Source organism: Nitrospira sp. Kam-Ns4a, assembly GCF_965152595.1.
The window spans coordinates 2,564,074-2,590,862 of sequence record NZ_OZ224218.1; the positions used below are offsets into that span (position 1 = coordinate 2,564,074).

Sequence of the window (26,789 nt, forward strand, 5' to 3'; positions counted from 1 at the left end):
GCGGTGGCGGGGCCGATGAGTCAAATCCGCATTGGCGTGTTGGGCACGCCACTCGGCTTGGGAATAAGGGGAGCAAGACCTCTCGCCCCGACGACCCGCTGCAGCGGGTCGCCGGGGCGCTCCGCAAGCGAGGAAAGGAGGTGAACGGATGGCCGTTGTGACGATCAGGGAGCTGCTCGAGGCCGGGGTGCATTTCGGGCACCAGACGAACCGCTGGAACCCGAAGATGAAACGGTTCATCTTCGGCGAGCGCAACGGGATCTACATCATTGACCTGCAACAGACGGTGCAGCGATTCGAGGTGGCCTACAGCTTCGTCCGGGACACGGTAGCGAACGGCGAGCCCGTGCTCTTCGTCGGGACCAAACGCCAGGCGGTGGACCTGGTCGAAGAAGAGGCCAAGCGCTGCCGCATGCCCTACGTCAACCAGCGCTGGCTCGGCGGGATGCTCACCAACTTTCAGACCATCCGCCGGAGCGTGGAGAAGCTCAAGAAGCTCGAGGCGGCGCTCACCGACGGGACCCACGAGCGGCTGACCAAGAAGGAGGTCGGCCAGATGGAGAAAGAACGGCTGAAGCTCGACAAGATCCTGAGCGGCATCAAGAACATGAACAGCCTGCCTGGCTGCGTGTTCGTCCTGGACACCAGGATCGAGCGCATCGCGGTCCAGGAAGCCAACCGGCTCAGCATCCCCGTCGTCGCGATCGTGGACACCAACTGCGACCCCGACGGCATTGACTACCCCATCCCTGGCAACGACGACGCCATCCGGTCCATCAAGCTGATCGCCTCGCGGATCGCCGACGCCTGCATCGAGGGCGCGCACCTGCGCACCCAGCGCGAAGAGGGAGAGAAGCCCGAGGCCCTGGCTGTCGCAGAGGTGCGGGCGCCCCGCTCCAGTGGCGTCGGCGTCGAAGGCATCCCGGCGACCTGACGGGGCCCGGCTTGGATGGCGGAGAGCGGAACGCCCGGCCGACGGGCGAATGACCCAGCGTGAGAGGGAGACGAGACGGGATGGCTGCGAACACTGCGTTGGTGAAAGAGCTTCGAGAGAAAACCGGGGCCGGCATTCTGGATTGCCAGAAGGCCCTGAACGAGACCGGCAACGACATCGAAAAGGCGATCGAGCACCTGCGCGAGAAGGGCCTGGCGGCCGCCCAGAAGAAGGCGGGCCGGGCGACCAATGAAGGGCTCATCGCGGCCTACATCCACCCCGGCAGCAAGATCGGAGTCCTGCTGGAGGTGAACTGCGAGACCGACTTCGTCGCGCGCAACGAGGAGTTTCAGGCCCTGGTGAAGGACCTGGCGCTCCAGATCGCCGCGGCGAACCCCGCCTTCGTCAAGCGGGAGGACGTCCCGGCCGCGGTGCTCGAGAAGGAGAAGGCCATCTACCTCGCGCAAGCCAAGGAGATGGGCAAGCCGGAAGCGGCCTGGCCCAAGATCGTCGAGGGAAAGGTGGAGAAGTTCTACCAGGAGGCCTGCCTCCTCGAGCAGAGCTTCATTAAGGACCCTTCCATCACCATCAAGGACCTGCTGGCGCAGAAGATCGCCAAGATCGGGGAGAACATCACCGTCCGACGCTTTACCCGCTACCAGTTGGGTCAAGAATGAGCGCGGCGCGATACCGCCGGATCCTGCTCAAGATCAGCGGCGAGATCCTGGCGGGCGATCAGGGGTACGGGATCCAGCCCTCGGTGCTGGAGAGCATCGCGAATGAGATCGCCTCCGTCGTGGCGCTGGACGTCGAAGTGGCGATCGTGATCGGCGGCGGCAACATCTTCCGGGGGATCGCCGCCAGCGCCACCGGCATGGAGCGGGCCTCGGCCGACTACATGGGCATGCTCGCGACCGTGTTGAACGCCCTGGCGCTCCAGAACGCGCTGGAGCGCAAAGGGGTCACCACCCGCGTCCAGTCGGCCATCGAGATGCGGCAGCTCGCCGAAGGGTACATCCGCCGCCGCGCGATCCGCCACCTCGAGAAGAAGCGCGTGGTCATCTTCGCCGGCGGGACCGGCAATCCCTACTTTTCCACCGACACCGCGGCGGCGCTCCGGGCCATGGAGATCGGCGCCGAGGTCATCATGAAGGGCACCAAGGTCAACGGGATCTACGAAGCCGATCCCGTCACCCACCCCACGGCCAAGATGTTTGCCGAGCTGCCGTTCTTGTCAATCATCAACCAGAAGCTCAAGGTGATGGACTCGACCGCGATCACCTTGTGCATGGACAATAACTTACCCCTGATCGTCTTCAACCTGAAAGAGGAAGGGAATCTCATGCGGATCGTCAAAGGCGACCGGATCGGCACACTCGTGACCGCGACTGCCGGCCGCTGAACCGCGAGGGGAACCGCCATGCCAACCGCTACAAAACAGAGGATGATCGAGCGGATGGAGGGCGCGATCGAGCACTTGAAGCGCGAGCTGAGCACGCTGCGGACCGGACGCGCATCCCTCGCCCTGCTCGACGCGGTCCGGGTGGATTACTACGGCACCCCGACCCCGCTCAAGCAGGTCGCGAACCTCGCGACCCCGGACCCCCGCCTGATCACCGTCCAACCCTGGGAGCCCTCGATGATCAAGGAGATCGAAAAGGCCATCCTGGCTTCGGGGTTGGGGCTCACGCCATCGAACGACGGCAAGGTCATCCGCCTGCCCATCCCGCCGCTCACCGAGGAGCGCCGGAAGGAGCTGATCAAGCTGTGCAGGAAATTTGGTGAGGAGGCCAAGGTGCACATCCGCAACCACCGGCGCGACGCGAACGACGAGCTGAAGCGCCTCCACAAGGAGTCCAAGCTGTCGGAGGACGACCTGCGCCGGGGCGAGGCCGAGACCCAAAAGCTGACCGACCAATACATTCACAAGATTGACGAGATCCTCAAGAAGAAGGAGGAGGAGATCCTCACCGTCTGAAGGTGCTCCCCGTGCCCGATCCCCTCGTGGCGCCCCCCCACGCGTTCCTGCCCGCGCTGCCTCCCACCCGCGCCGTGATTGACCTGTCTGCGCTCCGGCACAACCTGGAACAGGTGCGCCGCCGACTCGCCGCCTCCTGCGGCATCCTCGCCGTCGTGAAGGCCGATGGGTACGGACACGGTGCCGTGATGGTCGCGCGCACGCTCGTGCAGGCTGGCGTCGCCGGGCTCGGCGTGTCCACGCTCGCGGAGGGCGTCGCCCTTCGCGAAGCGGCCGTCACGGCCCCGGTGCTGGTCCTGGGCGCGCTGCTGCCCCATCAATACCCGGATCTGGTGGCCTACCGGCTGACGCCGGTCATCCACGATCGGGTGACCGCGGTGCGGCTCGCCGACTATCTGGCCGCCAAAGGCCTGGTCTATCCAGTGCACATCAAGGTGGAGACCGGCATGGGACGATTGGGGCTCGACCCGCACGAGGTGCTCCCGCTCCTGCAGTCCGACGCGTTCGCCAAGACGCTTCGGCTGGAGGGGATCATGACGCATCTCGCGGACGCAGACGGCGAGGACGCTGGCTATACGGAGGAGCAGGTCGCGCGCTTCCGCGCGGTCGTGGACCGGCTCGCCGCCACGGGTCTCTCCGTCCCGCTGATCCATGTCGCCAACACCGCCGCGATCCTCCGCTATCCGGCGGCGCATTTCACCGCGGTGCGGCCCGGGATCATGCTGTACGGGTACCACACACTATCGGCCGCTCCCGCGGACGTGGACTTGCGCCCCGTGTTGACCCTGGCTGCGACGGTCGTCCAGGTACGTGAGATCAAGGCCGGCGACAGCGTCAGTTACAACCGGCAGTTCGTCGCGCCGCGCGCGAGCCGGATCGCAGTTCTGCCGATCGGCTACGCGGACGGCTACAGTCGCGCCCTGTCGAACCGCGGCACGGTCCTCGTCCGCGGGCGGCGGGTTCCTGTGTGCGGGCGGGTCTGCATGGACATGACGATGGTGGACGTCACGGAGGTGCCCGAGGTCATGCCCGGCGACGAGGCCGTTCTCATCGGACGGCAGGGCGACGAGACGATCTCGGCTCTGGACCTGGCCGGCTGGCTGGGCACCATTCCCTACGAGGTGCTCTGCGGGATCGGCCTGCGCGTCCCCCGCCTCTATCTCCATGAGTCACCGGAGCCGGTCCACCCTGCATTGTCCACCGGTTTCGGTTCCCCTATAATGAGCCTGCCGGATGAAGCGAGCCGGCGGTCGTGAACCACGGATCGTTCAGCCTCAAAGGCTCGGTGCTCGGATCCCTCCTGGTCGTCCAGGAATTTGCGATCCTGTGCGGGCAGGCGGTCGCGGGGCTGTTCCGTCCGCCTTGGTACGGCCGGGAGACCATCCTCCAGCTCGACCGGATCGGGGTCGGCTCCCTGTTGATCGTGGTCCTGACGGGGATGTTCACCGGGATGGTCCTTGCGCTCCAAGGAGCGGTCCAGCTCGAGCCCTATGGCGCGGTGATGTACGTGTCCCGCCTGATCAGCACCTCGGTGGTGCGCGAGCTGGGGCCGGTCCTGGCTGCCTTGATGATCGCGGGCCGCGTCGGCTCCGGAATTGCCTCCGAGATCGCCTCGATGAAGGTGACCGAGCAGATTGACGCGCTGCGCGCTGAGGGAACCGACCCGATCCGGAAGCTCGCGACGACCCGGCTGGTCGCGTGCCTGGTGATGATCCCGGTCCTGACGGTCATCACGAACGCGATCGCGATCGCCGGGGGGTGGCTGGTCGCGCGGCTCTACCTGGGCATTGACTCGTTCTTCTACTGGACCTGGGCGTTCGAGGCGCTCCGGCTTCGCGACCTGGTCCAGGGGGTGACCAAGCCCCTGGTGTTCGGCTTCATTATCGCCATGGTCGGCTGTTACGCAGGCTTTCACACCAAGGGCGGGACGGTCGGCGTCGGGGTCTCGACCACACAGTCCATGGTCTCCTCGTCCATCTTGATCTTGGCAACCGACTTTTTCCTGACCAAGCTCTTCATGGCGATGCCCTGAGCAGCCCGCTCCTGAGAGACGCGCCATGATCACGCTCGATTCCGTGTGGCTGACCCTCGGCGACCGGCAGGTCCTGAGTGACGTATCCGTGAAGGTGCGTCCCGGCGAGACCAAGGTCATCCTCGGCGGCAGTGGCTCGGGCAAGACGACGATCCTCCGCCTGGTGCTCGGGCTGCTGAAGCCGGACCGGGGCACGATCTGGGTGGACGGCCAGGAGATCACCGGCCTGCCGGAAGGCGACCTGCCTCGGATCAGACGGCAGATGGCAATGGTCTTTCAGAATGCGGCCCTCTTCGACTCGCTCACGGTCCACGAGAACGTCGGATACCGGCTCTGGGAGCAGGGCGACCTGCCGGATGTGGAGATCGAGCGGATCGTCCGCGAGAGCCTGCGCTTCGTCGGCCTCGAGGACACCCTCGACAAGATGCCCGCCGAGTTGAGCGGCGGCATGCGGAAGCGGGTCGGCATCGCGCGGGCGTTGGCGAGCGGCGCCAAGATCCTGCTCTACGACGAGCCCACGGCCGGGCTGGATCCGTACAACACCTGCGCGATCAACCGGCTGATCCTGGACCTCAAGAGCCAGGGCGTGACCCAGGTGGTCGTGACCCACGACCTCCAGACCGCCTACCAGGTCGCCGACGGAATCGTGCTGATCCGGAGGGGGCGGGTACGCTTCGACGGCACGCCGGCCGCGCTGCAGGCGTCCGACGACCCGCTCATCCGCCGGTTCCTCGACCCGGCGAGCCTGCCGCCCTCCGAGTGGCAGAGCTTCCTGCGGCCCGGGGAGACGCAGGACGAGCCCAGTCCTGGCAGTGCGGGAGCGGCCCGATAAGCAGGACGTGCGATGAGCCGACAGGTGCAGCTCACATGGTCGCAGGTCCGGGTGGGCACGGTGGTCGTGCTCGCCCTGGCGAGCCTCGTCGTGATGATCCTGAACCTCGAGGAGGGCGTGGGGCTCCTGGCGCGCCAGACCCGGTATCGGGCCGTCGTCGCGCACACGCAGGGGCTGAAGCTGGGCGGCCCGGTCCGCTTGAACGGCGTGGACGTCGGGAACGTGCGCGAGATCGGCATCGCGCAGGACTCGCCCCGCGTCGAAATCGTCTTCTCCGTCAAGAGCCACGTGGTGCCCCACATCCGCCAGGACGCGGTCGTGCGCATCCGCCCGATGGGGCTCCTGGGGGACAAGTACCTGGAGATCCTCCCCGGCACGCCGTCCCTGCCCGCGCTCCCACCTGGGAGCGTGCTGCCCGGCCAGGCCGAGACGGACCTGACCGGGATCGCGCACGACGCCTCGGCGACGATAGAGAGCGTGAACGCGGCGATGCAGGAGATCCAGCGGTTGCTCGCCGGGCTCAGCCAGGGCCAGGGCACCGCGAGTAAGCTGCTCACAGACCCGTCGCTCTACGACCGGTCAACTCGCGTGTTGGAGCGGATCGAGCAGGCGTCCGACAAGGGTGTGCGGTTGCTGGAGAAGGTCGAGCGGGGCGAAGGGACGGTCGGGAAGCTGGTTGCGACCCAGGAGCTCTACGACCGGGCGAACCGAGCGCTCCAGGAGTTGACCGAGCTGACGACGCGGCTGAACCAGCGGGACGGGACGCTGGCGAAGCTGGCTGACCCAGTGCTGTACCAGCGGCTGGACGCGCTCACGAGTCGCGGGGAGAAGCTGCTGAACAAGCTCGAGCAGGGCGAGGGAACGATCGGGAAGCTCGTCACTCAGGACGACCTCTACCGGCGGACGGACAAGCTCCTGACCGAGATCGAGGAGCTCGTCGCGGACGTGAAGAAGAACCCGACGAAGTATTTCAAGATCTCGGTCTTCTAAGAACGCCAGCGGTCCTCTCGCACCACCTGCCCCGCCGTTCGCTCAAGAACTGCAGCGGGTGACGAAGGGCGACCAGCATGGGTCCCCCGCGCTCCGCTCACCCAAGTCCGCTTTGGCGGGATGGCCGTGGCTCCCCGCGCAGGCGCTGGCGTCCTCACGTCTTGAGCTTCCGCTTCAGGCGGCGCTCGACGCTGGCGACCTTGCCCGAGAGGCGGCCGGTGTGGCCCTTGCGGTAGTCCACCTTGATCGTGCACGAGATTCGGTTGCAGTCCTTCCTCATCCGCTCGAAGCAGCGGCGGACGACCCCGAACACCTCGTCCCATTCCCCCTCCAGGATCGTCCCCATCGGATTCAGCCGGTACTCCACCCCGCTCTTGTCAATGATGTCCAGGGACCGGGCCACGTACTTGCCGACGCTCTCCCCCTTTCCCAGGGGCGACATGCTAAACTCGAGCAATACCATGTCCGTTCCATTCCCTCCGCAGAGTTCCCTACTGTGACGCGGCCTGCTGCTTCGCCTTGTGCTCCAGCCAGGCCGCGGGATACTCGATCGTTGCACTAAGCCTGAAGCCGGCGAGGGCCTCCCGCAGCCGCGCCCGCCGCTGCTCCACGTCTGGCTCGACCTCCCTGGTCTCGTCCCGGATCTCCGCCAGCCATTCCAAAAATAGCCGGAACTCCTCGTCGAAGACCCGCTCCAGCTCCTGCCGGAGCCGGCTCGCCAACACCGGGGCGACCCCGCTCGTGCTCACCGCCAGCCGCAGCGGCCCGCATCCAAGCAGCGCCGGCAGGAACGCGTTCGAGTATTCCGGCTGGTCCACCGAGCAGAGCAGGAAGCGCTCCTTCTGCGCCAGCTCCAGGAGCGACCGTGAGAAGTCGGGGTCGTCCCGCAACGAGTTGATCACCAGGACCACCCCCTGCGCGTCGGTCTCCCGGAACCGTCGCACCCGGTGCAGAATCTTCGCCGAGGCCGTGAGCTTCTTGAGCTGGTCGTTCAACGTCGGGCTGACTACGGTGACCTTGGCGCCAGCATCGAGGAGCTTCATCGTCTTGTCCGCCGCCTCGTCGTCCCCGCCCAGGACCAGACAGGACCGGCCCTTCACGTCGAGCGATAGTTGAAACCCAGGATTGGCTCCCATGTTCCTCTTCTCCCTCCCCCCACCATAGAAGGGGTCGTATCATACCAACAGCGGCAGGCGCCCGTAAACGACTCGGCTTGGCTCTCCCCTTTGCGGTTACGGCCCTGTATAATGACCGGCCATCTGCGAGACGGATCAGCCTAGACAGTAACTAACGGAGCGCTCGACTGATCTCGTCCTGGCGAAGGGGGAGCGCATGGCGAAGGAGACTCTACGGGTGGCCGGCCTGGCGGCCGGTATTATTCTCTTGGCCGCGGCGGCGGCCTGGATGGGGTTGGCGCACGGTTGCGAGAAGCCGACAGGCGACGGCGTCATCGCCGGGCGGGTGACGATCGCGCCGGAGCTGCAGGCCAAGGTCACGCCCTCGGCGGTGCTCTTCGTCATCGTGCGGCGCCCGCAGGGCCCGCCGCGCCCGATCGCTGTGAAGCGCTTCGACGCGCCGCGCTTCCCGGTCAGCTTCGAGATCACCAACGCGGACGTCATGGTGCCCGGCTCCGAGCTGCGGGGGATGGTCGAGGTGATCGCACGCCTGGACAAGGACGGCGTCGCGGGTCCGGTGCAGCCGGGTGATCTGGAAGGCGAGTTCGCGAAAAATCCGACCCTCGCCGGTGCGAGGGACATCGAGATCGTCATTGACAAGGAGCGGTGAGCCCGACCGCCTCGGTCGGGCTCACCGCTCGCCGCTGGCTATTCGAACGGGCTGTCCGCATCGAGCTCCATATTCCAGTAGAGGTAATCCCGCCAGCTCTCCGGCGCGTTCCGGATCCCGATCGTGATCGTGACCGTGGGATTCCACCGGGGTTTGATCGGCTTCCGGATCAGCCGCATCCCGGCCTCCTCGGGCGTCCGCCCGCTCTTGCGGTTGTTGCACCGCCAACAGGCGGTCACGATGTTCTCCCAGGTCTTCTTCCCGCCCTTCGCGATCGGCACCACGTGGTCGAAGGTCAGCTCTTCCGTCCGGAACTTCTGGTTGCAGTACTGGCAGGTATAGCCGTCCCTCGTGAAGATGTTGATCCGCGAGAACTTGACGGCCCGATGGCTGTCCTTCAAGCGGACCAGCTTGAGCAGCCGCATGACCGCCGGCAGCTTGAACGTGATGGACACGCCCTGGATGTCCCGGTCGTAGACCTCCAAGACCTCCACCTTCCCCTGCCACAGGAGGGTGATGGCCTTCTGCCAGTGCACGACGCGGAGCGGCTCGTAGGTGGCGTTGAGCAGCAGCGTGAGTTCCATGCCGTCCTCAAACTCGGCGCCCCGCCCCAGTCACGGGCGGGTTCCCGTAGTGTATGCCACAGTCATTTCCTGAAATCAAGCTTAGGGCGGCTCCGGCCCAGACCCTGTGCGGGGGCGACACTCTTGTCGTCGGCCGGCCCCCCGAGTACACTAGCGCACTACGGAGGCGTCGCATGGCGAAGCTCATCACGGTCGCAAAGCTGTCCGATCTCGAACCGGGAGCCTGTCTGTCCGTCGAGGCGGAGGGAACCACCGTCGCGCTCTTTAACGTCGGCGGCACCATCTACGCGCTGGACAACACCTGCCCCCATGCAGGAGGGCCCTTAGGCGAGGGCACCTTGAACGGCGGGGTGGTCGAGTGCCCCTGGCACGGCTGGCGGTATCACGTGCAGACGGGCGAGCGCGTGGAGAACCCCGAGATCAAGGTGGCATGCTACCAGGTCACGGTGGAGGGGGAGCAGATCAAGGTTTCCCTGCCGTAGCGGTCTGGCCCGGAGGCCCGGGGGCCGGGGAGGCCTCCGGCGTCAAGGGCATCAAGTCGCCGGCCGGCATGCTGATTGCCTCGACGGCGCGCCGTTTCAGGTTCACGCGCCACAGGTACTCGCGCTCGAACCACTGCTTGGTCCCCTCCTCCCGGATGATGACCTTGACGAGGTAGACATCCGGCGCCTCCTGCTGGACTCTCCATGCATCCAGCCGGACCCCCTGTCCGCGATCGGCCAGGCGCTTGACCCGGTTGTTCACGGCTTGCAGGATAGTCGGCGCGCCGTGGGCGGGGTGCGTCTGAACCAGCGCCATCGCCTCGGCGGCCCGCGGGTCGGCCATCGGATTGATGGACGACGGCCGGAGCGCCCAGTAGGCCGCTCCCGCAATGACCAGGAGCCCCAGCACAACGTAGTGCAGGATGGTGACCAGCGAAGGGCTCTTGTTCCGAGCTCCCCCCTGCGAACTCTCCAGCGTTGCCATGTCACAATTCCTGCGGCGAAGATCCTCGCCGAACGGCTCCGCCGCCGACACGGATCGCCCGCGCCCGAGCCAGCCCGGAGCATAGTCAGCGATCTCGATCCTTGTCAACCTCGCTTCATCGGTTTGCGCCCGCGACGGCGCGCCGCTCGCGGCCTTGACAATCCGGCAAGCTGATGTGATAGAAGTAACCGCTCGCGACCCGATTCTGCTCAACGGTAGCAGTCATTTCGCGGGAATGACGGGCGGTACAATGATCAACGTCGCCGTCTACAGAGTTCTCTGCAGAATGGTCCCACGATGAAATTCTTCGTGTACGCCGACAACTTGAATCCCACACAGCTCAAGCGGCGGGCACCCGAGCACCAGTTCGTGTGCCGGGCCTACCTCCCGGACCACTCGATCCACTTCTGCCGCTGGTCTTCGCAGTGGCGCTGCGGGCTGGCGAGCGTGACGCCGACCCCCGGCGAACAGGTGTGGGGAATTGTGATCGAGATCACGGACGAGGACCTCAAGCTCCTCGACGAATTCGAGGGAGAAGTCCCCCCCGGCGCCTTCCGCCATCTCCCGGTCACCGTGATCAACGAGGAGAACGAGAAGCTGTTGGTCACCACCCACGCCGCGACTCCGATCGGGAAGTTTAAGCCGAAGGAGCATTACCTCAACTGGGTCATCGCCGGCGCGAAGCACTGGAAGCTCCCGGACGAGTGCATCGAGCGGTGGCAATCGTACTGGCCGAAATGAACGCTTCGTAGAGGCGCGAGTCGCGCGGCTAGAGGATCCCGCTTCCTTTCCCCTAGCCCCTCGCCTCTAGCCCCGAACCAGAACTGAAAAGGAGCCCCCCATGCCGAAACCGAAATATCACATCGTCGTCTGCACGAACAGCCGTCCCCCCGGCCATCCCAAGCCGTCCTGCGGCGGGGCCGGCTCTCCCGGCGTGCTGATGGCCTTCAACATGGGACTGATGGAGCGCGGCTACCAGCCGGGCGAGGTGTTGGTGACCGGATCGGCCTGTTTGGGGCCCTGCGAGCACGGCCCGACGGTCGTCGTCTATCCGGACGGGATCTGGTATTCCAGGGTCAAGGAAGCGGACGTGCCCGCGATCCTCGACGAGCACATCGGCAAGGGACAACCCGTCGCGCGCCTCAACCCGGATTTCGTCTGGGCCTGATTCTGCGCTGAGCGGCCCTCTGGCAAAGGCGACCCATGAATGGGGAGCAGCATCGGCACGAGCAGGGCGCTGCGGAGCAGCGGCCGGGAGCCGCCTCTTTGTCCCACGAGGAGCACAAGCGTCACGCGCCGCGGCGGGTGGGCTGTCTCGTCATCACGTGCAGTGACACCCGAACGCCCGAGACTGACACGAGCGGTGCGCTGATTCGGCGCTTGCTGACGGAGGCCGGACACGAGGTCGTCGGCTATCACGTCGTCAAGGACGAGCCCGCGGCGATCCGGGCTCTGATCGAGGCAGGTGTCAGGCAGGACGGAGTCCAGGCGGTCATCATCAACGGCGGAACGGGCATCTCGCGGCGCGATTCCACCTTCGAGGCCGTGGACGCCCTCCTGGAGAAGCGGCTCGACGGATTCGGAGAGATCTTCCGGTACCTGACCTACCTGGACATCGGCTCGCCGGCCATCATGAGCCGGGCCACCGCCGGCCTCTACAAGGGCCGCATCCTCTTCTCCACGCCGGGCTCTGAAGCCGCGGTGCGGCTCGCCATGGAAAAGCTTATCCTGCCCGAGCTGGGCCACATCATCCGCGAACTCGCGAAATAGACCGGCTAGAGGAACGAGGCAAGCGGCGAGAGGGAAGCTTTCCGACGCCTATCCTGTCAACCTTCACCCTTGGCCTCTAGCCCCTCGCCCTATCAATCTTGCATGATCTTCGGCTCGGACACGCGCTTGAAGTAGACCAGCAGGTCGCGGACGGAGACCAGGCCAACGAGCTTGCCAGCCTCGGTCACGCCGAGATGGCGGACTCCGAGATCGCCCATCATGTCGTGCGCGTCCTGCAGCGTCCGGGATGCCTCGATCGTCACGATGGGACTCGTCATGATCTGCCCCACCGTCAGCTTCGCCAGGTCCAATCCGGCCGCGACCGCCCGGCGGACGATGTCGGTTTCGGTGACGATGCCGACCAGCTCCCCGCCCTTCTCCACCAGCAGCGAGCCGATCCGCTCGTCGCGCATCCGCGTGGCCGCATCCCGCACCGAGGCCGTATGGGCGATCTTCTTCAGCTCCCTGCGCATCACCTGAGGCAGTGTAGACATGTGCGAGTCCCCCTTCGTCAACGAGCCCTCATGCTCCAACCGACAACACCAGCTTCCCGAACACCCGCCGGTTCAGCATCCACTCTTGGGCGGCCCGCGCCTCCGCGAGCGGAAAGACGCGATCCACGACTGGCTTCACCTGCCCGCGCCCGACCAGCGCCGCCGCTTGCAACAGTTCCGCCCTGGTCCCCATGTAGGACCCCTGCAGGGTGAGTTGGCGCGAGAAGAGGTACCGGAGATCCACCTTGACCTCCGGCCCGGTCGTCGCGCCGCAGGTCACGAGCCGGCCCCCCTTGGCCAATGCCCCGAGACAGGCGTCCCAGACCGCCGGGCCGATGTGCTCGATCACGACGTCCACCCCGCGCCCGCCTGTCAGGGCCCTGACCTGCTTCGCCAGATCCTCCGCGCCGTGCAGGAGCACCGCCTCGGCGCCCAGCGCCCGGGCCTTCGGCACTTTCTCCTCGGACCCGACGGTCGTGAAGACGCGGGCGCCGGCCGCCTTGGCGAACTGGACGGCCATGCTCCCGACTCCGCTGCCCGCCCCCATGACGAGGACGTCCTCCCCCGGCTTGAGGCCCGCGCGCGTGAACAACATGTGCCAGGCCGTGACCGAGACGAGCGGAAAGGCAGCCGCCTCCTCGAAGCTCAGGGTCCCGGGGATCGGGAGGACGTTCAGGTCTGGCACCGCGACCAGCTCCGCGTAGCCACCGTCCACCTGGGCACCGATGAGGGAATAGGATGGACACTCGTTGTCTCGGCCCGCCAGGCAGGCGGCGCAGCGCCAGCAGCTCACCCCGGGGGAGACGAAGACCCGGTCGCCGACCGAGACGCCCGACGCCTCGCTTCCAAGCCGTTCGACGACGCCAGCAATGTCGCAGCCGGAGATGTGCGGGAGCGGGATCTTGTAGGCCGGGATGCCCTGCCGAATCCAGATATCCAGATGGTTCAGCGCGCAGGCGCGGACCCGAACGAGCACATCCCGCGGCCCGACCCGCGGAGGCGCCACGTCCTCATAGGAGAGGCGCTCCGGCCCCCCATGCTCATGAAACACCACAGCCTTCATGAGACCAACTGCCAGTGTCTAGCTTGGAGTTTTGAGTGCGTGTGCAACGCAACACTCACCTAAAAGGTAAGCGTCCCTTCCATGATCAACACCGCCTGCCCGCCTACCTTGACTGCCTGGATCGCGTCGTCTTCCGATTCCACTTGAATCACGATCCGGGAGGGCCGGTCCACCTCGTATCCCTGCTCCGCGATGATCTCGGTCGTCGGCCCGACTTCCACGACGCCATTCTGGACCAGGTAGGCGCCCAGGGCTCCGCTCGCGCTTCCCGTCGCCGGATCCTCCGGCACGCCGATCGAGGGGGCGAACATGCGCGTGTGCACGCTGGAGGCTGCCTCCACGGTCACGGTCGTGAAGACCATGAGACCGTTGGCCCCGTAGCGGGCGCACAGCTCGTTGATGGCGGCCACGTTCGGCACGATGGACCGGACCGCCGTCAGCGTCCGTACCGGCACGATGATGACCGGCAACCCGGTGGAGACCACCTCGACCGGGAACTTGGTGCCAGTGATCGCGCTCTTGGCAAGCCCCAGGGCGTTGGCGACCTCGAACAGGTCCTTGACCGGCTCGATCCGCCCCAAGAACTCCGGCTTGGGCTGGGACATGACGACCCGGAGGATCTCGCCCTGGCGCACGTACAGCTCGACCGGAAAGACGCCGATGTTGCACTCGTAACTGACGGAGGTCACCGGCTCCATGAGCGAAAGGCGCCGCAACGTGCCGAGGACGAAAAACGCGCCGATGACCGGATGCCCGGCAAAGGGGATCTCCTGGGTCGGGGTGAAGATCCGGATCTTCGCGGAAGCCGAGCGGTCCGCGGGCGGGAGCACGAAGACCGTCTCGGAGAGGTTCATCTCGCGGGCGATCTGCTGGAGCTCCCAGTCGCTCAGCGCGTCGGCTTCGGGGATCACTGCCACAGGGTTACCGCCAAACGGCAGGTCGGTGAAGACGTCGGCCTGATAAACCCTGAGCGTACGGCGCTGCGGCTTCATACGGGCTGCCGGCTACTCTAGGGAACCGCCGGGGGGTTTGTCAACGCGCCCGGCCCGTCGGCCGGACGGCGGGCCAGAGCGTCTCACGCCGGCAGGGGGAGCGCTTCGTAGGACTGGGTCAACGGGTTGCGGACGTAGTCTTCCACGTAATTCCGTAGGTAGCCGTTCCGGTAGAGGCGTCGGTTGGCGAAGGCGGTGTCAATCTTGTGGAGCACCCGCACCTTCACCCCAGTCTTTTTGATGAATTGGGCCAGCGTCACGCCCGCGATATCCGTGTAGTCGCCCCGTCCCGATTGCATGACGCACTTCGGAATATGCACGACCCGTTCGGTCGTCAAGCGACGGGCAATGTCGTCGAAGGTGAGCAGGACGGTGCAGTCGGAGTCGCCACCGAGCGTGGCGTTGGGCACGTAGAGGAACCGGGCTCGGTTCTTGCGGTACATCGTCAGGATCCGGTGGACGCTCCCGCTGACCACGACGGTGTCCTTCTTCTCCAGCTCGAGCGAGTCGAACAGGCTCACGATCGCCTTCCGGTTCAAGAAGGCGGTGATGTAGGACTCGGTGTGGATCGTCTGCAGGTTGGGCAGGCCGGCCTCGTAGATCCGCTGGGCTTCCTCGGCCAGGAACTTCCGCCCCTGGCGCATGAGGGCCGCCGTCTCCTCCTTGATGCCCCGGACCGGCGTGAGGCACCCCATCCACAGCACGCATTTCTGATTGATCCGGGAGATCTCGACCGCGTCGCACGACATGGTGTCGCGGTCGAAGCAGTAGAAGTTCGCCGAGGAGACCGCCGGTCCGTCCAGGACCTTCATGAGGTGCTTCACCGAGGGCGCGTGCGGCATGAGCCGCTGCCGGTACCGGCCGAGCGTGATTACGGACAGCTCGAAGTTGATCCGGCCGGGATACTGGGCCGCGAGCTGATGAATCTTCGGTACGTGGACGAATCCGACTGTGAAGAAGGTCAGGTTCTTGTCCGTGTACTTGAGAAAGTCCTCGACCCACTCCATCGCCTTTGGATGGAGGAACAGGTCCGTCCACTCCATGTACTCGTTGCCCCCCAGGCACCAGAACTGCTTGGGGTCCGTCGGCTTCTTCTGGATGTAATCGAGGATGAACTCCCAGTCCTCCTGAGTCGTCCGGGGGGGATCCATCGTCTCCCGGTAGGAATGGTCGATCTCGTAGCAGAACTCGCACTTCACCGGACAGGTCTTGCCGAGGCTGATGGGGATCTTCCCAGCGTCCATCTCCAGACGGAGCGCCTCGCGGTAATCCTTGCCCGTGAAGATCGGAGTCGGCTGGAGGATCGGGAGCGCGGTGCCCATGGATGCGATCACCCTCGACCAGCGAGCCCGGCGAGGCGTCGGCACGCCGATTGACAGGCGGTCCAGCCCTTTGCCACACTGAGCCCGTCGACGCTCGGACGGTGTCCGTCACCGACCACTGACCGCCGCCCCCTGACCATGCCGGATCTCAACCTCGCCCGCGCGTTGGAACTCTTCGGCCTGGCCGAGCTGCCCGACCGCGAACGCCTCGAGCGGAAGCGCCGGGAGCTGTTGGCCACCTGGCATCCGCACCGATACGCCAATCTCACGAACAACCCCCGGAAGTACATGCAGATGTACAAAAAGGGCGAGGCCATGACCCGAGAGATCGAGGCGGCCTACCAGCTCCTGCTCGCTCGCCTGGAGGACAGAGCCGGCAACGACTAGCGCGCCGGTAGCCAAACCTTCAGCTCGCGGCTCCAGAACGTTGCGCTTGCCCCTGCTGTTCGCTACGCGCTAAGTGCGCTGTCCCCTTATGAGATAGCGTGGCTGACGACGCGGGCCATTGACCGTTCGCTCTCCTTCGCCGCCTCAGCATCGCCCCTCGCCACGGGCCAGGTCACGAGCCCCGTCACGCTGTCGGCCCCGCGGACCGGCTCGCCCGCCTTCCGCTTGACGTAGATCTGCGGGAGCCGGTTGGTGCCGAACTTGGAGATGTACAGAAAGACGTGCTCCCGGGCGTTCACCCGGACCGCCCAGGGCTCGAAGTCGTTCTGATAGAACTCCTCGCAGAGTTGCATGGCCTCCAGGCAGCCGATCCCGTTCGGCTCGTTGAGGGTGTAGTAATAGTCCAGCGGGAGATCGTACTCCTCCTGCTTGTGAATCGTGATCCCGAATTTCTCCGGGTTCCGCACCATCGGGGTGTGCCGGTAGGCCACGAAATAGAACAGCTCGACCGAGTGGATATATTCCTTGTTGTCGAGGATGAACCGCCGCGTCTCCTCGGCCTCTTCCCGTGTCTCACCCGGGAAGCCGTAGAAGGCCATGACGTGGTTCCAGATGCCGGCCTTGGCGGCCTCGCGGAGGTTGCGCTCGATCACGGACTTCTTGACGTGCTTGTCCATGAGCCCGAGGACGCGCTCGTTGGCCGACTCCATCCCGTAGTACAACGTGCAGCAGCCCGACCGTGCGGCCAGCCTCCAAATCTCGGGATCCTGGAGCGACTCCTCGAAGCGGATCAGGGTGGTCCACTTGATCCCGACGTCCTGCTCGACCAGAAGCTGGACGACCTTCTTGAACAGCGCGGGCGGATACGACTCGTCGGCGAACAGGAAGTGCTCGGCCCCGTACTTCTCCTTGAGCGCCTTGACCTGCTGCACGACGAGTTGGGCTGGCATGCCCCGGTACTGATCGAAGTAGCCCTGCCCGTGATCGCAGAAGGTGCAGCGGCCCCAGTAACAGCCGCGCGTCGCCAGGTACGGCAGGATGCGGACCGGCACGAAATAGCTGTCCAGGGGCAGCCCGTCGAAATCCGGCAACGGCAGCGCCGTCGTCTTCTCGGTGTAGATCTCCCGGTTCACGTGGATGCCTGCCGCGTCGCGCCAGATCAGGTTCGGCACGGAGCCGAAGCTCCGCACCCCGCTGAGCGCTTCCAGGAGCCACACCAGCGCGTGCTCGCCTTCGTAGAGGATCGCCGAATCGAAGACCTCGTCGAAGAAGCGCGTCTGCTTCGGGAAGTCCTCGTGCAGCCGGGTGATCACGTTCCCGCCGACCGTGACGTGGATGTGCGGGAAGGCTTCCTTGATCATCTTGCAGAAGGTCAGCCCGGCCATGAGCTGCATCTGGGTCCCGATCGAGACCCCGACCACGTCCGGGGCCTCCTTGCTGACGGCGGGGAGCACGAGCTGCCGACAGACATCCCGGTACACGTTCACCTGCTCGTCTTCCAGGCACGCGAACACCTCGCGGGACACGCCCGGCCGGTACCCCAGGTTGCTCTCCATCGGATAGAACACGATCGAGGCCGGATAGTAGGCGGCGGAGATGTACTGCATGACGAGCCGAAACGTGTTGAGCGCCCACTCGAGCTTGTCCGCATCGTAGAACGCCTCGCTGCGGACGATCCGTTTAGCCGACTCGGCCCGCTCGGCCAGCTCGAAGACGTCCACAGCTAGCTTCTCGGCGAGCAGGGCCTGCTGGTCGGTCTCTGCTTCGCTCAGCCCTTCGACCTTCGCCCTGGCCTCCAGCGCCCGGAGCTGCATCGCCATGCGCGTCCGCGCCCACACGAGGAAGGTGTCGCTGAAGAAGAGGTCGTACATCTCGATGTTGACGTCCTTCTGGACGACCGGGTAGCCGTACTGTCGGAGCACGGCGGTGAGGCAGGGCAGCGCGAGGTAGGGCGCGGTGGGCACCCACTCGGGCGGGAACAGGAGCAGGGTCTTCAGCTTGCGCCCGTCGCGGGCGGTGGGCAGTTTGCTGTCGAGCTGGATCAAGCTCATGGCCGGCTATCAGGCTTTGCCGCCGACCGGGCTCAGGTCCCCGACCCCGACTTCCGGAGGGCGGAACTGGAGCGCCGGGAGCCGGTTCGTGCCGAACCGGGCGACATAGAGGAAGACGTACTCCCGAATGAAAATCTTCAGGTCCCACCCGGGGTAATGACTACGCTCAAACTCCTCGAAGACTTCCTCGGCCTCCTCGACGCTCAACCCTTCCCGGACCGTGTAGTAGTAGTCCAGCGCCAGGTCCCATTCCGGATTCACATAGGGGGTGACCCCGAACTTCTCAGGGTTTTTGGCGACCGGCGTGTGCCGGCTCAGATCGAAGGTCCCGAATCCGATCGAATGGACCAGGTCCTTGTGCTCCTCCAGGAATCGGATGGAGTCCAGCGCCTCCTCCCGCGTTTCCCCGGGGAAGCCGAAGAAGCCCATGACATGGTTCCAGATCCCCACGCCGGCGGAAAGCTGCAGACTCCGGCGGATCACATCGCCCGTCGTCGCCTTGTCCATTAGCTTGAGCACGCGCTCGTTCCCCGACTCAAAGCCGAAGTGCAGGTACCGGCAGCCGGAGGCCGCCGCATCCCGCCACACTCCTTCATCAAGCAGGCTCCGCTCGAAGCGCATGTGGGTCGTCCATAGGATGTCGAGCTTCGCCTCGATCAGGCGCCTGGTGAGCTTGCGGAACAGCGCCGGCGGATAGGACTCGTCGGTAAAGTGAAAGTGCCGTGTGGAGTATTTCTCTTTAAGATAGCGGATTTCCTCGATGATCTCGTCAATCTTTTTCGTCCGATAGCCGGCCGTGTACCCCTCGCCATGGTCACAGAACTCACACCGGCCCCAGTAGCAGCCGCGGGTCGCGAGATAGGGCAGGATCCGGTCCGGCACGAAGTATTTCTCGAGCGGCAGCCCATCGAAGTCCGGCGGCGGCAGCGCGTGCATGTCCTCCGCATAGGTCAGCTCAGAAGTGTGGATGCCCGCCGCGTCCTTGTAGATCAGGTTCGGCACCCCGGACAGCTCCCGCCCCGCTCCCACCGCCTCGATCAACTGGAGAAACGCCGTCTCACCTTCGTAGATCACGGCTGTGTCGAACAGGCTGAAGAGGCTGGGCTTCTGCGGCAGTACGTCGCGAAGCCGGGTCACCGTGTTGCCGCCGATCGTCACGTGGATGGTCGGGAACTGCTCCTTGATGAGCGCGCAGAAGGTCATCGTCGAGAAGAGCTGCTGCTGGAGCACGATCGAGATCCCGATCACATCCGGCCGCTCCGTCTCGATCGCGGGCTTGAGGATGTGCTCGAAGACGTCCCGATAGATGTTCACCTGGGTGTCCTGGACCGCGTCCAGGAGTTCCGACGACACAAACACTTTGTAGGACAGGTCGGTCTCCATCGGCGGCATGCAGATGCGCGCCGGCGCATAGACGAGCGAGATGGTCGCGGTGATCTCCCGGAAGGTGTTGATTGCCCACTCCAACTTCTCGGCGTCGTAGAACTCCTGGCCGCGGACGATCCGCTTGGCCCGCTCCGCCTTCTCCGTCAGCTCGGCGATGCGGTCCCGAGTCAGCTCGCAGAGCGCGAGCTGCAGGTCCCGCTCCCAGTCCTCCAGCTCCCGCTTGCGCGCCAGCTTGCGGAGCCGGTCGAGCTGTTGCGGGACGCGCCGAAGGACGCGGTGCAGGAAGTCGCCGCTGAAGTACCAGTCGTACATCTCCAGGTTCACGTCCTTCTGGACGACCTGGTGGCCGGCGGCGCGGAGGACGGCGGTCAGGGTCGGCAGGCTTAGGTAGGGCTCGGAGGGGTACCAATCGGGGGGAAAGACCAGCATGACCTTCATCTTCCGGCCGCCGGAGGCCCCATCCGACTGCCGGCGATGAAGCTGGATCAGCTCGGGCGTCGCTCGTGCGCCCTTGGAGTACTCAATCCTCATGCCGCCATCCTCCTCATCCGGTGACCTCGATCCCCTGGAAACTTCAGGGCCGAGCCCATTATAGCGGCATTCTATTGACACCCAGAAGCGGAGGTCAAGGGCAAATCGGAGGAGGCGGTCAGCTCCCGGTAATAGCCCGTCAGCAGGCCTCCCCGCTCGCGCTCGACCAGAAGGAGCTGCCGTTCGTCCGCCGTGGTGGCCAGGTACAGGTACCGCAGCCCGGCCAGCTCCCCCACCTCGACGTGCTTCTGGACCCCGGCGGGCGTCCGAACCGTTGATTCCTCCAGGATTCGTGCCCCGAGGAGGGCTCGGTGGATCAATTGGGCGATCGCCCCGTGGTTTTCATAAAGCGGCGTCTGCTCCGGCGGAGGCTCCTCCCCGCCGGAGGGAAGGCCCAGCGCCTCGACGAGTGCCACCAGGGCCTCATCGTCGCTCGTCGCCAGCTCGACCGCGCGCGTGATCGTCCCCACCCCTTGCCCGCCGACCAGAAGCACCTGGAGCCGGTCGTCCGTCGCGACATACAGATAGGCCAGCACACCGGCGGACTCCCCCCACTCGATCTGGATCGCCCCATGGGCCCCGCCCGGCCGCCGCCTCTCGCCCAACGACTTCTTCGCCGGCAGGCGGCCCCAGACAAACTTGGCGGCCTCACTCCGGCACCGAAACAGATCCTCGCCGGGATCGGCCTCGGGGTCTTCGCTCCAGGCAACCGAACCCGGCCCAGGCGAGCCGGAACTCGGGCCCAGCACATAGAGCGGCCCGTCGTCCACGACATCCTCGACGAGCCGATAGCGGAGGGGCACGGGCGATTCGAGCAGGGTCAGCCCGCGGGCGGCCAGGGCACGCTGAAAGGGCACCCGGCGCGCCAGGCGCCTCGACTTCTCGAAGACGACCAGCCGGCCGTCCGGGGCGAGGAGGCGCCGGAGCGCATCCAGCCTCGGCCCCAGCCCGGTCCGTCGTTCGAAGTCCGCCTGCGCTTCGGCGTCTTGCGGCCGCTCGAATGTCCGCCAGTCCCGGCTAAACAGCCCAGGGTCCTGCTCGGCCTGGAGCAGCGCATGGGTGCAGACGACCGCGTCAAATGATCCGTCCGGGGGCCCGGCCGGCACCTGGCTGGCCAGATCGAGACATTCAAACCGGAGGTTACGGAGGCCGAGCGCCCCGGCCCGCTCCGTCGCGGCGGCGATGGAGGCCGGAGACCGGTCCACGCCCACAAAGACGAGTTGCGGGCACCGCCGCGCGTAGAAGGTGGTCAAGATCCCGACGCCGCAGCCGAAGTCCAGGATGCAACCGGAGGGCAGCGATGCCAGGCGCTCGGCGACCAGCCCCCCGACGCCTTGGTAGTACTCATAGCGCTGGCTCTGGAGGACAGGCAAGATCGTCGGCCGCGCCGCATAGTCGTAGAAGGCGACGTCCAGAGCCGGATCGGCGCCGGGGGCTCGCTTGGCTTCGGCCAGCCGGTTCAGCTCGGCCAGATCCTGAGCAGGAATCATCTCCTGCTGCCAGCGGAAGTAGGCTTCGTCGGACTCGACGTGACGGAGCCCCCACCAGGCCAGGTGCTCATCAAGGTCCACCATGTGGTTTCGTGTCGCCCGTCCCGCGTCCCCCATCCCGCGTTTTTACGAAGGTCGCTTCAGCATGATCGCGTCTTCGTAGGCCACCGGCACGGGATGCGGCTGCCGGAGCTGGCCCGTGCCCAGCACGACATACTTCTCGCAGGTGAGCGCCTCGATCCCGATCGGCCCGCGGGCATGGACGCGCCCGGTGCTGATCCCGATCTCCCCCCCCAGGCCGAACTCGGTGCCCGCATGCAGGCGCGTGGAGGCATTCACGAGCACAGCGGCGGCGTCCACCTCCCGCGCGAACCGCATGGCGGCGGCGTAATCCCGCGTCACGATCGTGTCCGTCTGGCCGGGCCCGTATCGCGCGATGTGGTCGAGGGCCTCATCCATATCCTTGACCATTTTCATCGCGAGCGTCTTAGACAGGAACTGGCGCCCCCAATCCTCCTCCGTGGCTTCGACGACCGCCTTGTGGCCGGTCATGGGCTGGGACCCGGTGAGCGCAATCGTCTTGGGGCAGCCCCGCACCTCCACCTTGAACTCGTCAAGCAGCCGACGGACCAGACCCGGGATGAGGGTGCGAGCGACCGCCTGATGGACGAGCAGCGTATCGCACGCGTTCGCCGCGCCCGGGCGCTGCAGCTTGGAATTCACGACGATGTTCTGGGCCATGGGCAGATCCGCGTCGGCGTCCACGTAGACATGGGAGACGCCCCCATCGTGGCAGAGGATCGGCACGCGGGACTGCTCGACGACCACCTTGCGCAGCCCCGCGCCGCCACGCGGGACGAGCGCGTCCACGTGCTTCGTCATGCGAAGCAGCTCGAGCACAGCTTCCTTCTCTGTCCGCTCGACGAAGCTGAGGGCCCCGGCCGGCAGGCCAGCCTGCTCGGCTGCCACGCCGAGGCTGGCGGCCACCGCCGCAGTGGTCCGGAACGCTTCGACCCCAGCGCGGAAGATGCAGACATTCCCGGCCTTCAGGCAGAGTCCGGCGGACTCGATCAGGGCGCTCGGGCCCAAGTCCGTAATGACCCCGATCACCCCGATCGGCACGCGGACCCGGCTGACCTGCATCCCATTGGGGCGGCGCCACATCCGCGTGACCTCCCCGACGGGATCCGGCAGCTCGGCGATCCGGCGGAGCCCCTCAGCCAACTCCGCGACCGCCTCGGCGGTCAGGCGGACCCGCTCCACCGCCTCCTTGATCGCCTCCTTGTTGGGCTCGCCCTCCAGGGTCTTGCCGATGGACTGAATGTCCTCGCGGTTGGCCTCCAGAATCCGCTCCTCGTCGGCCACCAACCGATCGGCCATCGCCAGCAGGGCCGCATCCCTGACCGGCCCCGGAAGCAACCCGAGGGGACGAGCCGCCGCGCGGGCCCGATCGGCCAGCTTCGTCATGTAGATCTTGACTGGAACTTCGACCATTTCCAACCCCGTGCGAAGCGACGCGTGATGCGTGACGAGTGATTGGCTCTGAAAATGCGGGAGGACTATAGCATGCGGTTTTCGAGGGCGTCAAAACGGCCGGAGGGCCCGACGGGGCTTGTGGCTCGTCCAGGACTTCCCTTAGAATGCAGCACATTCCGAAGAGATGACGCTATGCTGCCGGATGACGCCCGGGCCCAGTACAACTATCTGATGACCCTCTGCATCCGCAAGGAGGAGTCCTTCGGCCCCCTCGCCCTGGCCTTCATCAAGGAGCACGAACTGGATCGGCTCGGCCTGACGCCGGAGGAGCAGTTCAACCTCCTCATGGCGACTGCCGACGCTTTCGCGCCGGAGCCCAAGCGTTACAGTCACAAGCTCGAGTGCCTCCAGAAGGCGCAGGACGTGCTCCCGCGGACCCGATTCGCCGAGCCGGGCCTCGCCCGGCACCTCCGGCAGGAAATCCAAAAGACCGCGGCGGAGCTGCAGATGTACAACGAGGCGATGCGGGCGCCGCGTCCACCGAGCCCGGCGGCGCCGATGGAGAAGCACCGGATCATCGTCGAGACGGATCTCCCCGACTATTTCCTCAACGTCGCCCAGAAGCGGGCCGCCACCTACTATCAGAACAAGTTTAAGCTGACCAAGGACGCCAAATACGCCCAGCATTTCACGGGCCCGACGCGGAAGTTCGAGCCGGACAATCCGGCCGTCCACAAGGAGTTCGCCGGCGCCTGCGCCCCCTTCATGAGCGCGCGGACGAGCGCCCTGCACATGATGCTCCCTTTCGACCTGAAGATCAGCCGCAGCCCTGAGGATCCCCTGGACGCAGCGGTGCGGATCTGGTACGCGACGATGGGGTACTCCTTTCCGCTCCGCTACGAACTGGGCAAGCTGTGCAGCTACTACGACGACCAGGTCCTGGACATCAGCCTCGACGACCCCAACCTCCTGTTCGTGTCGGCCTCGCCGGTCAAGGAGCCGGAACTGGGGACCGTGGCGCGGCCTCTGCCCAAGGACGTGCCGATGGAGATCGGCTTGCCTCAGGCCTTCCTGGAGAGCAGCAACGCCCTGGGGCCCTACATCCAAATCAGTTGCAACTTCAAGGTATGGTTCGACGCCTCGGCGATCTCGTTGCTGATCCAGGGGGCGCCGGACCTGTACGAATACGGGCTGCAGGGCGGCGCGGGACTGCTCACCCGGACCTACGCGACCGAGAAAATCCACGCCTACGTCCCCTCGGCCCGCCAGCCCTGGCAGGAGGGCCTGAGCTTCAACTTTGTGAACCTGCACCTGTTGCTGGCGCCCGGGTGCCAGGCGGCCGTCGTGCCCTACAACACGCCGATCTTCTCCGTCTATGCGGTCCTGGACCGGCAAGCTTACCGGTTCGAGGATGCCCGCTCGTTATCGAGCTGACCCCCGATGCCCCATCACCGGTCACCTGTCACCCATCACGGCTTTTATGATTGACCTCCGGAGCGACACCGTCACCAAACCCACGCCGGGCATGCGCGAGGCCATGGCTCGGGCGGAGGTGGGCGACGACGTCTACGGTGAGGACCCGACCGTCAACCAGTTGCAGGCCCGAGCGGCCGCGTTGCTCGGGAAGGAAGCGGCCCTCTTCGTACCGTCCGGGATCATGGCGAACCAGCTTGCGATCCGCGCGCACGCGGGGCCGGGCGACGAGATCATCGTCGAGAGCCAGGCCCATATCGTCCGGTACGAGCACGGCGCCGCCTCGGCGCTGACGGGGGTCCAGCTCCACTGGGTCTTCGGAGAGCGCGGCATCCTGCAGCCGGAGCAGGTGGAGGCGGCGATCCGGCCGAAGGATCCCTACAGTATCCAGACCCGGCTCATCTGCCTGGAGAACACCCACAATAGCGGCGGCGGGACCGTTTACCCGCTGAGCGTGATCGAGCGCATCCGCGCGATCGCGACCGCGCGCGGCATCCCGATGCATCTGGACGGCGCGCGGCTGTTCAACGCCGTCGTCGCCACCGGCGTGCCCGCTGCCGAGTACGCGCGCCACTTCGAGACCGTCTCGTTCTGCCTCTCCAAGGGCCTGGGGGCGCCGGTCGGCTCGCTGATCGTCTCGGACGCCGCCACGATCCAGAAGCTCCGGCGCTACCGCCGCATGTACGGCGGCGGCATGCGCCAGGCCGGCACCCTGGCCGCAGCCGGGCTGTACGCGCTGGAGCATCACATCGCGCGCCTGAAGGAGGACCACGACAACGCCCGCCGGCTGGCGGAAGCCCTAGCAAGGATGCCAGCCGTCTCGGTGGACCCGGCGCGCGTCGAGACGAACATCGTGATTTTTGACGTGACGGACCGACGGCGCACCGCCGCCGACCTTGCGGCCGAGCTGAAAAGCGCCGGCGTCCTCGTCAACGCGGTCGGCGCGCGGACCCTGCGCGCCGTCACTCACCTCAACGTGACCGCCGCCGATATCGAAGAGGCCGGTCGCATCTTCGCCCGCGTGCTGAGCGGCGGCGATTGACAGACCCGCCGTTCCTCCATACAATGCGCTCGCAGCGGCTCGCTGCTGGAGCAAGGGAGAGCGGCCTGTGCTGGACACGGTCTCGTTGAATCAGATCCACCGGATCCTGGAACTGACTGACCGCCTCGGCTTGTCGCGCGAATGGGTCGAGATCCCGCTTGCGCCCGCCCGTCCAGGCGCCGTCCGGAGGCTTCCGAACGGCAAGCTCGAGATCGTGGTGGACGCCGACGCACCATTTGAGCAGTGGCTGGCCTCGCTGGAGCCGCAGATCAGGGCGGTGGCCGCCCTGTAACCAGTCGGGCCGGCGCATTCGGGCACTCCAGACAGACTCCCGCCCCTCCACCTCCAGCCAGTCGGGTAGTTCCCGTCCAGCGCCCATGACTATGGACAATCAGTCCTCGCAACCGTCCTCTTCGTCTTCAGGCACGGCGCCCGAGACGCCCACGCGGGAAGAATTGCAAGCCGAGCTGCTGGAGATTCCCGAGGAGGCACCAGGCCCTCCCGCCCCGCCGGAGCAGCCGAGCCTCGAGGCCATCCTCCAGATCGCCGTGCGGTATGTCCGAGGCAAGCGCGGCGGCGACCTCGTGGCGATCATCCTCGTCGGCTCTGGCGCGCGCCGCGCCCTGACCGCCCACAGCGATCTGGACTTGATCGCGGTCGTCAAAGGCCAGGACGAGGGCGAGGAGACGGTGCGGATCGCGGAGCGGGTGGTCGAGATCCGCTACCGCGCCCAGAAGAACATGGAACAGGACCTCGCCCACGCCCCGCGCCTCCCGCCGCTCCTGCGGAAAGGCCGCATTCTCTTCGAGCTAGAGGGCGCGGGCGCCCGCCTGGTGGAGCGGGCCAACCAGCGCTTCCGGCAGGGACCGCCGCTGCCCAGCGTGCATGAGAAGATCCGGCTCAAGGCAGAATGCCTCCACTGGCTGGGCAAGGCAGAGGACCTAAGCCATCAGCCAGCCGTCGCTCAGTATCTCCTGGGGATCTTCTTCGAGGAGGTGTTGCAGGCCTTCTTCCGGCTACGGGGATACTGGTTGACGGCGCCGGCGGACATGCTCCGGTTCGTCGCGACCCGCGACCGAGCCATCGGCGACGCGGCGGAGCGGGTCCTGACGGCCCCGTTGCTGGCTGACCGCATTGCGGCGGGCCAGCAGCTCGCGGGATTGGTGTTTCAAGACGTTCCGAACCCGCAGCGGATTGACTAGCAGCCCCGG

30 protein-coding genes are annotated in these 26,789 nt (G+C 66.1%); 18 read left to right on the top strand and 12 right to left on the bottom strand.

Annotated features, from left to right (window positions below):
• Positions 1–148 precede the first annotated feature (148 nt).
• The 8 genes from rpsB to ACWHYQ_RS12855 all read left to right on the top strand — a co-directional run bounded on the left by rpsB (position 149) and on the right by ACWHYQ_RS12855 (position 6,766).
• On the top strand, positions 149–934 hold the full coding sequence (rpsB, locus tag ACWHYQ_RS12820) for a 30S ribosomal protein S2 (protein WP_447972513.1): 786 nt from the start codon (positions 149–151) through the stop codon (positions 932–934).
• Positions 935–1,014: 80 nt separating this feature from the next.
• The gene (tsf, locus tag ACWHYQ_RS12825) at positions 1,015–1,611 is read left to right on the top strand and encodes a translation elongation factor Ts (RefSeq protein WP_447972514.1); all 597 of its coding nucleotides are present in this window, start codon (positions 1,015–1,017) and stop codon (positions 1,609–1,611) included.
• On the top strand, positions 1,608–2,336 hold the full coding sequence (gene pyrH / locus ACWHYQ_RS12830) for a UMP kinase (protein WP_447972515.1): 729 nt from the start codon (positions 1,608–1,610) through the stop codon (positions 2,334–2,336). Before tsf ends, pyrH begins: the two co-directional genes overlap by 4 nt.
• 18 nt (positions 2,337–2,354) lie before the next feature.
• On the top strand, positions 2,355–2,912 hold the full coding sequence (gene frr / locus ACWHYQ_RS12835; RefSeq protein WP_447972516.1) for a ribosome recycling factor: 558 nt from the start codon (positions 2,355–2,357) through the stop codon (positions 2,910–2,912).
• A gap of 11 nt (positions 2,913–2,923) precedes the next feature.
• Positions 2,924–4,168, top strand: coding sequence for an alanine racemase (gene alr / locus ACWHYQ_RS12840; RefSeq protein ID WP_447972517.1), 1,245 nt, complete (start codon positions 2,924–2,926; stop codon positions 4,166–4,168).
• Complete coding sequence (locus ACWHYQ_RS12845; RefSeq protein ID WP_447972518.1) at positions 4,165–4,944, top strand: MlaE family ABC transporter permease; 780 nt, start codon at positions 4,165–4,167, stop codon at positions 4,942–4,944. Before alr ends, ACWHYQ_RS12845 begins: the two co-directional genes overlap by 4 nt.
• Positions 4,945–4,969: 25 nt before the next feature.
• Positions 4,970–5,776, top strand: coding sequence for an ABC transporter ATP-binding protein (locus tag ACWHYQ_RS12850; RefSeq protein ID WP_447972519.1), 807 nt, complete (start codon positions 4,970–4,972; stop codon positions 5,774–5,776).
• A gap of 12 nt (positions 5,777–5,788) precedes the next feature.
• Complete coding sequence (locus tag ACWHYQ_RS12855; RefSeq protein WP_447972520.1) at positions 5,789–6,766, top strand: MlaD family protein; 978 nt, start codon at positions 5,789–5,791, stop codon at positions 6,764–6,766.
• A 154-nt stretch (positions 6,767–6,920) separates the two neighbouring features.
• Here the strand turns inward: ACWHYQ_RS12855 and ACWHYQ_RS12860 are convergent, their stop codons facing one another.
• Together ACWHYQ_RS12860 and ACWHYQ_RS12865 are read right to left on the bottom strand one after the other, a co-directional pair.
• Entirely contained in the window at positions 6,921–7,229 is a 309-nt protein-coding gene (locus ACWHYQ_RS12860) for an MTH1187 family thiamine-binding protein (RefSeq protein ID WP_447972521.1), read from the bottom strand.
• Positions 7,230–7,257: 28 nt separating this feature from the next.
• Positions 7,258–7,902 carry a precorrin-2 dehydrogenase/sirohydrochlorin ferrochelatase family protein gene (locus tag ACWHYQ_RS12865; protein ID WP_447972522.1) on the bottom strand — a complete coding sequence of 215 codons (645 nt, stop codon included), beginning with the start codon at positions 7,900–7,902 and terminating at the stop codon, positions 7,258–7,260.
• Between the two features lie 196 nt (positions 7,903–8,098).
• On the opposite strand from ACWHYQ_RS12865, the gene ACWHYQ_RS12870 reads away from it, so the two are divergent.
• On the top strand, positions 8,099–8,551 hold the full coding sequence (locus ACWHYQ_RS12870; RefSeq protein ID WP_447972523.1) for a c-type cytochrome biogenesis protein CcmI/CycH: 453 nt from the start codon (positions 8,099–8,101) through the stop codon (positions 8,549–8,551).
• Positions 8,552–8,589: 38 nt separating this feature from the next.
• Here the strand turns inward: ACWHYQ_RS12870 and ACWHYQ_RS12875 are convergent, their stop codons facing one another.
• Complete coding sequence (locus tag ACWHYQ_RS12875) at positions 8,590–9,135, bottom strand: HNH endonuclease (protein ID WP_447972524.1); 546 nt, start codon at positions 9,133–9,135, stop codon at positions 8,590–8,592.
• A gap of 173 nt (positions 9,136–9,308) precedes the next feature.
• Here ACWHYQ_RS12875 and ACWHYQ_RS12880 point away from each other — a divergent pair, with 173 nt between their 5' ends.
• On the top strand, positions 9,309–9,617 hold the full coding sequence (locus tag ACWHYQ_RS12880) for a Rieske (2Fe-2S) protein (protein WP_447972525.1): 309 nt from the start codon (positions 9,309–9,311) through the stop codon (positions 9,615–9,617).
• On the opposite strand, the gene ACWHYQ_RS12885 is transcribed toward ACWHYQ_RS12880, so the two are convergent.
• Positions 9,598–10,101, bottom strand: a complete 504-nt coding sequence (locus ACWHYQ_RS12885) for a hypothetical protein (RefSeq protein WP_447972526.1) — start codon at positions 10,099–10,101, stop codon at positions 9,598–9,600. The two genes, ACWHYQ_RS12880 and ACWHYQ_RS12885, sit on opposite strands and share 20 nt — an antisense overlap.
• A 297-nt stretch (positions 10,102–10,398) precedes the next feature.
• Here ACWHYQ_RS12885 and ACWHYQ_RS12890 point away from each other — a divergent pair, with 297 nt between their 5' ends.
• The 3 genes from ACWHYQ_RS12890 to ACWHYQ_RS12900 all read left to right on the top strand — a co-directional run bounded on the left by ACWHYQ_RS12890 (position 10,399) and on the right by ACWHYQ_RS12900 (position 11,871).
• Positions 10,399–10,842 carry a gamma-glutamylcyclotransferase family protein gene (locus tag ACWHYQ_RS12890; protein WP_447972527.1) on the top strand — a complete coding sequence of 148 codons (444 nt, stop codon included), beginning with the start codon at positions 10,399–10,401 and terminating at the stop codon, positions 10,840–10,842.
• 100 nt (positions 10,843–10,942) lie between these two features.
• On the top strand, positions 10,943–11,269 hold the full coding sequence (locus ACWHYQ_RS12895; protein WP_447972528.1) for a (2Fe-2S) ferredoxin domain-containing protein: 327 nt from the start codon (positions 10,943–10,945) through the stop codon (positions 11,267–11,269).
• A 98-nt stretch (positions 11,270–11,367) separates the two neighbouring features.
• On the top strand, positions 11,368–11,871 hold the full coding sequence (locus tag ACWHYQ_RS12900; RefSeq protein WP_447975567.1) for a MogA/MoaB family molybdenum cofactor biosynthesis protein: 504 nt from the start codon (positions 11,368–11,370) through the stop codon (positions 11,869–11,871).
• 92 nt (positions 11,872–11,963) lie between these two features.
• Here the strand turns inward: ACWHYQ_RS12900 and ACWHYQ_RS12905 are convergent, their stop codons facing one another.
• From ACWHYQ_RS12905 to ACWHYQ_RS12920, 4 genes are all read right to left on the bottom strand, one after another.
• Positions 11,964–12,365 (bottom strand): CBS domain-containing protein, encoded by a 402-nt coding sequence (locus tag ACWHYQ_RS12905; RefSeq protein WP_447972529.1) that lies wholly within the window; start codon positions 12,363–12,365, stop codon positions 11,964–11,966.
• A gap of 28 nt (positions 12,366–12,393) precedes the next feature.
• Entirely contained in the window at positions 12,394–13,428 is a 1,035-nt protein-coding gene (locus ACWHYQ_RS12910; RefSeq protein ID WP_447972530.1) for a zinc-binding dehydrogenase, read from the bottom strand.
• Positions 13,429–13,487: 59 nt separating this feature from the next.
• The gene (locus ACWHYQ_RS12915) at positions 13,488–14,420 is read right to left on the bottom strand and encodes a PhzF family phenazine biosynthesis protein (protein WP_447972531.1); all 933 of its coding nucleotides are present in this window, start codon (positions 14,418–14,420) and stop codon (positions 13,488–13,490) included.
• 83 nt (positions 14,421–14,503) lie between these two features.
• Positions 14,504–15,742, bottom strand: coding sequence for a hypothetical protein (locus tag ACWHYQ_RS12920; protein WP_447972532.1), 1,239 nt, complete (start codon positions 15,740–15,742; stop codon positions 14,504–14,506).
• A 138-nt stretch (positions 15,743–15,880) separates the two neighbouring features.
• Between ACWHYQ_RS12920 and ACWHYQ_RS12925 the strand changes: the two genes are divergently transcribed.
• Positions 15,881–16,129, top strand: a complete 249-nt coding sequence (locus tag ACWHYQ_RS12925; protein WP_447972533.1) for a hypothetical protein — start codon at positions 15,881–15,883, stop codon at positions 16,127–16,129.
• Between the two features lie 86 nt (positions 16,130–16,215).
• Here the strand turns inward: ACWHYQ_RS12925 and ACWHYQ_RS12930 are convergent, their stop codons facing one another.
• The 4 genes from ACWHYQ_RS12930 to ACWHYQ_RS12945 form a co-directional block, all read right to left on the bottom strand.
• Complete coding sequence (locus ACWHYQ_RS12930; RefSeq protein ID WP_447972534.1) at positions 16,216–18,180, bottom strand: B12-binding domain-containing radical SAM protein; 1,965 nt, start codon at positions 18,178–18,180, stop codon at positions 16,216–16,218.
• A gap of 9 nt (positions 18,181–18,189) precedes the next feature.
• On the bottom strand, positions 18,190–20,097 hold the full coding sequence (locus ACWHYQ_RS12935; RefSeq protein WP_447972535.1) for a B12-binding domain-containing radical SAM protein: 1,908 nt from the start codon (positions 20,095–20,097) through the stop codon (positions 18,190–18,192).
• 71 nt (positions 20,098–20,168) lie between these two features.
• Positions 20,169–21,671 (bottom strand): class I SAM-dependent methyltransferase, encoded by a 1,503-nt coding sequence (locus ACWHYQ_RS12940; protein WP_447972536.1) that lies wholly within the window; start codon positions 21,669–21,671, stop codon positions 20,169–20,171.
• A 42-nt stretch (positions 21,672–21,713) separates the two neighbouring features.
• Complete coding sequence (locus ACWHYQ_RS12945) at positions 21,714–23,081, bottom strand: glutamate-5-semialdehyde dehydrogenase (RefSeq protein ID WP_447972537.1); 1,368 nt, start codon at positions 23,079–23,081, stop codon at positions 21,714–21,716.
• Between the two features lie 174 nt (positions 23,082–23,255).
• Between ACWHYQ_RS12945 and ACWHYQ_RS12950 the strand changes: the two genes are divergently transcribed.
• The 4 genes from ACWHYQ_RS12950 (at position 23,256) to ACWHYQ_RS12965 (ending at position 26,780) form a co-directional block, all read left to right on the top strand.
• Positions 23,256–24,497: a hypothetical protein gene (locus ACWHYQ_RS12950; protein WP_447972538.1), complete on the top strand. Its 1,242-nt coding sequence runs from the start codon at positions 23,256–23,258 to the stop codon at positions 24,495–24,497.
• Positions 24,498–24,543: 46 nt separating this feature from the next.
• A complete protein-coding gene (ltaE, locus tag ACWHYQ_RS12955; RefSeq protein WP_447972539.1) occupies positions 24,544–25,578 on the top strand; it encodes a low-specificity L-threonine aldolase in 1,035 nt (344 codons plus the stop codon).
• A gap of 67 nt (positions 25,579–25,645) precedes the next feature.
• Positions 25,646–25,870, top strand: a complete 225-nt coding sequence (locus ACWHYQ_RS12960) for a hypothetical protein (protein ID WP_447972540.1) — start codon at positions 25,646–25,648, stop codon at positions 25,868–25,870.
• A 163-nt stretch (positions 25,871–26,033) separates the two neighbouring features.
• A complete protein-coding gene (locus ACWHYQ_RS12965; protein ID WP_447972541.1) occupies positions 26,034–26,780 on the top strand; it encodes a hypothetical protein in 747 nt (248 codons plus the stop codon).
• The last annotated feature ends 9 nt before the right edge of the window (positions 26,781–26,789 follow it).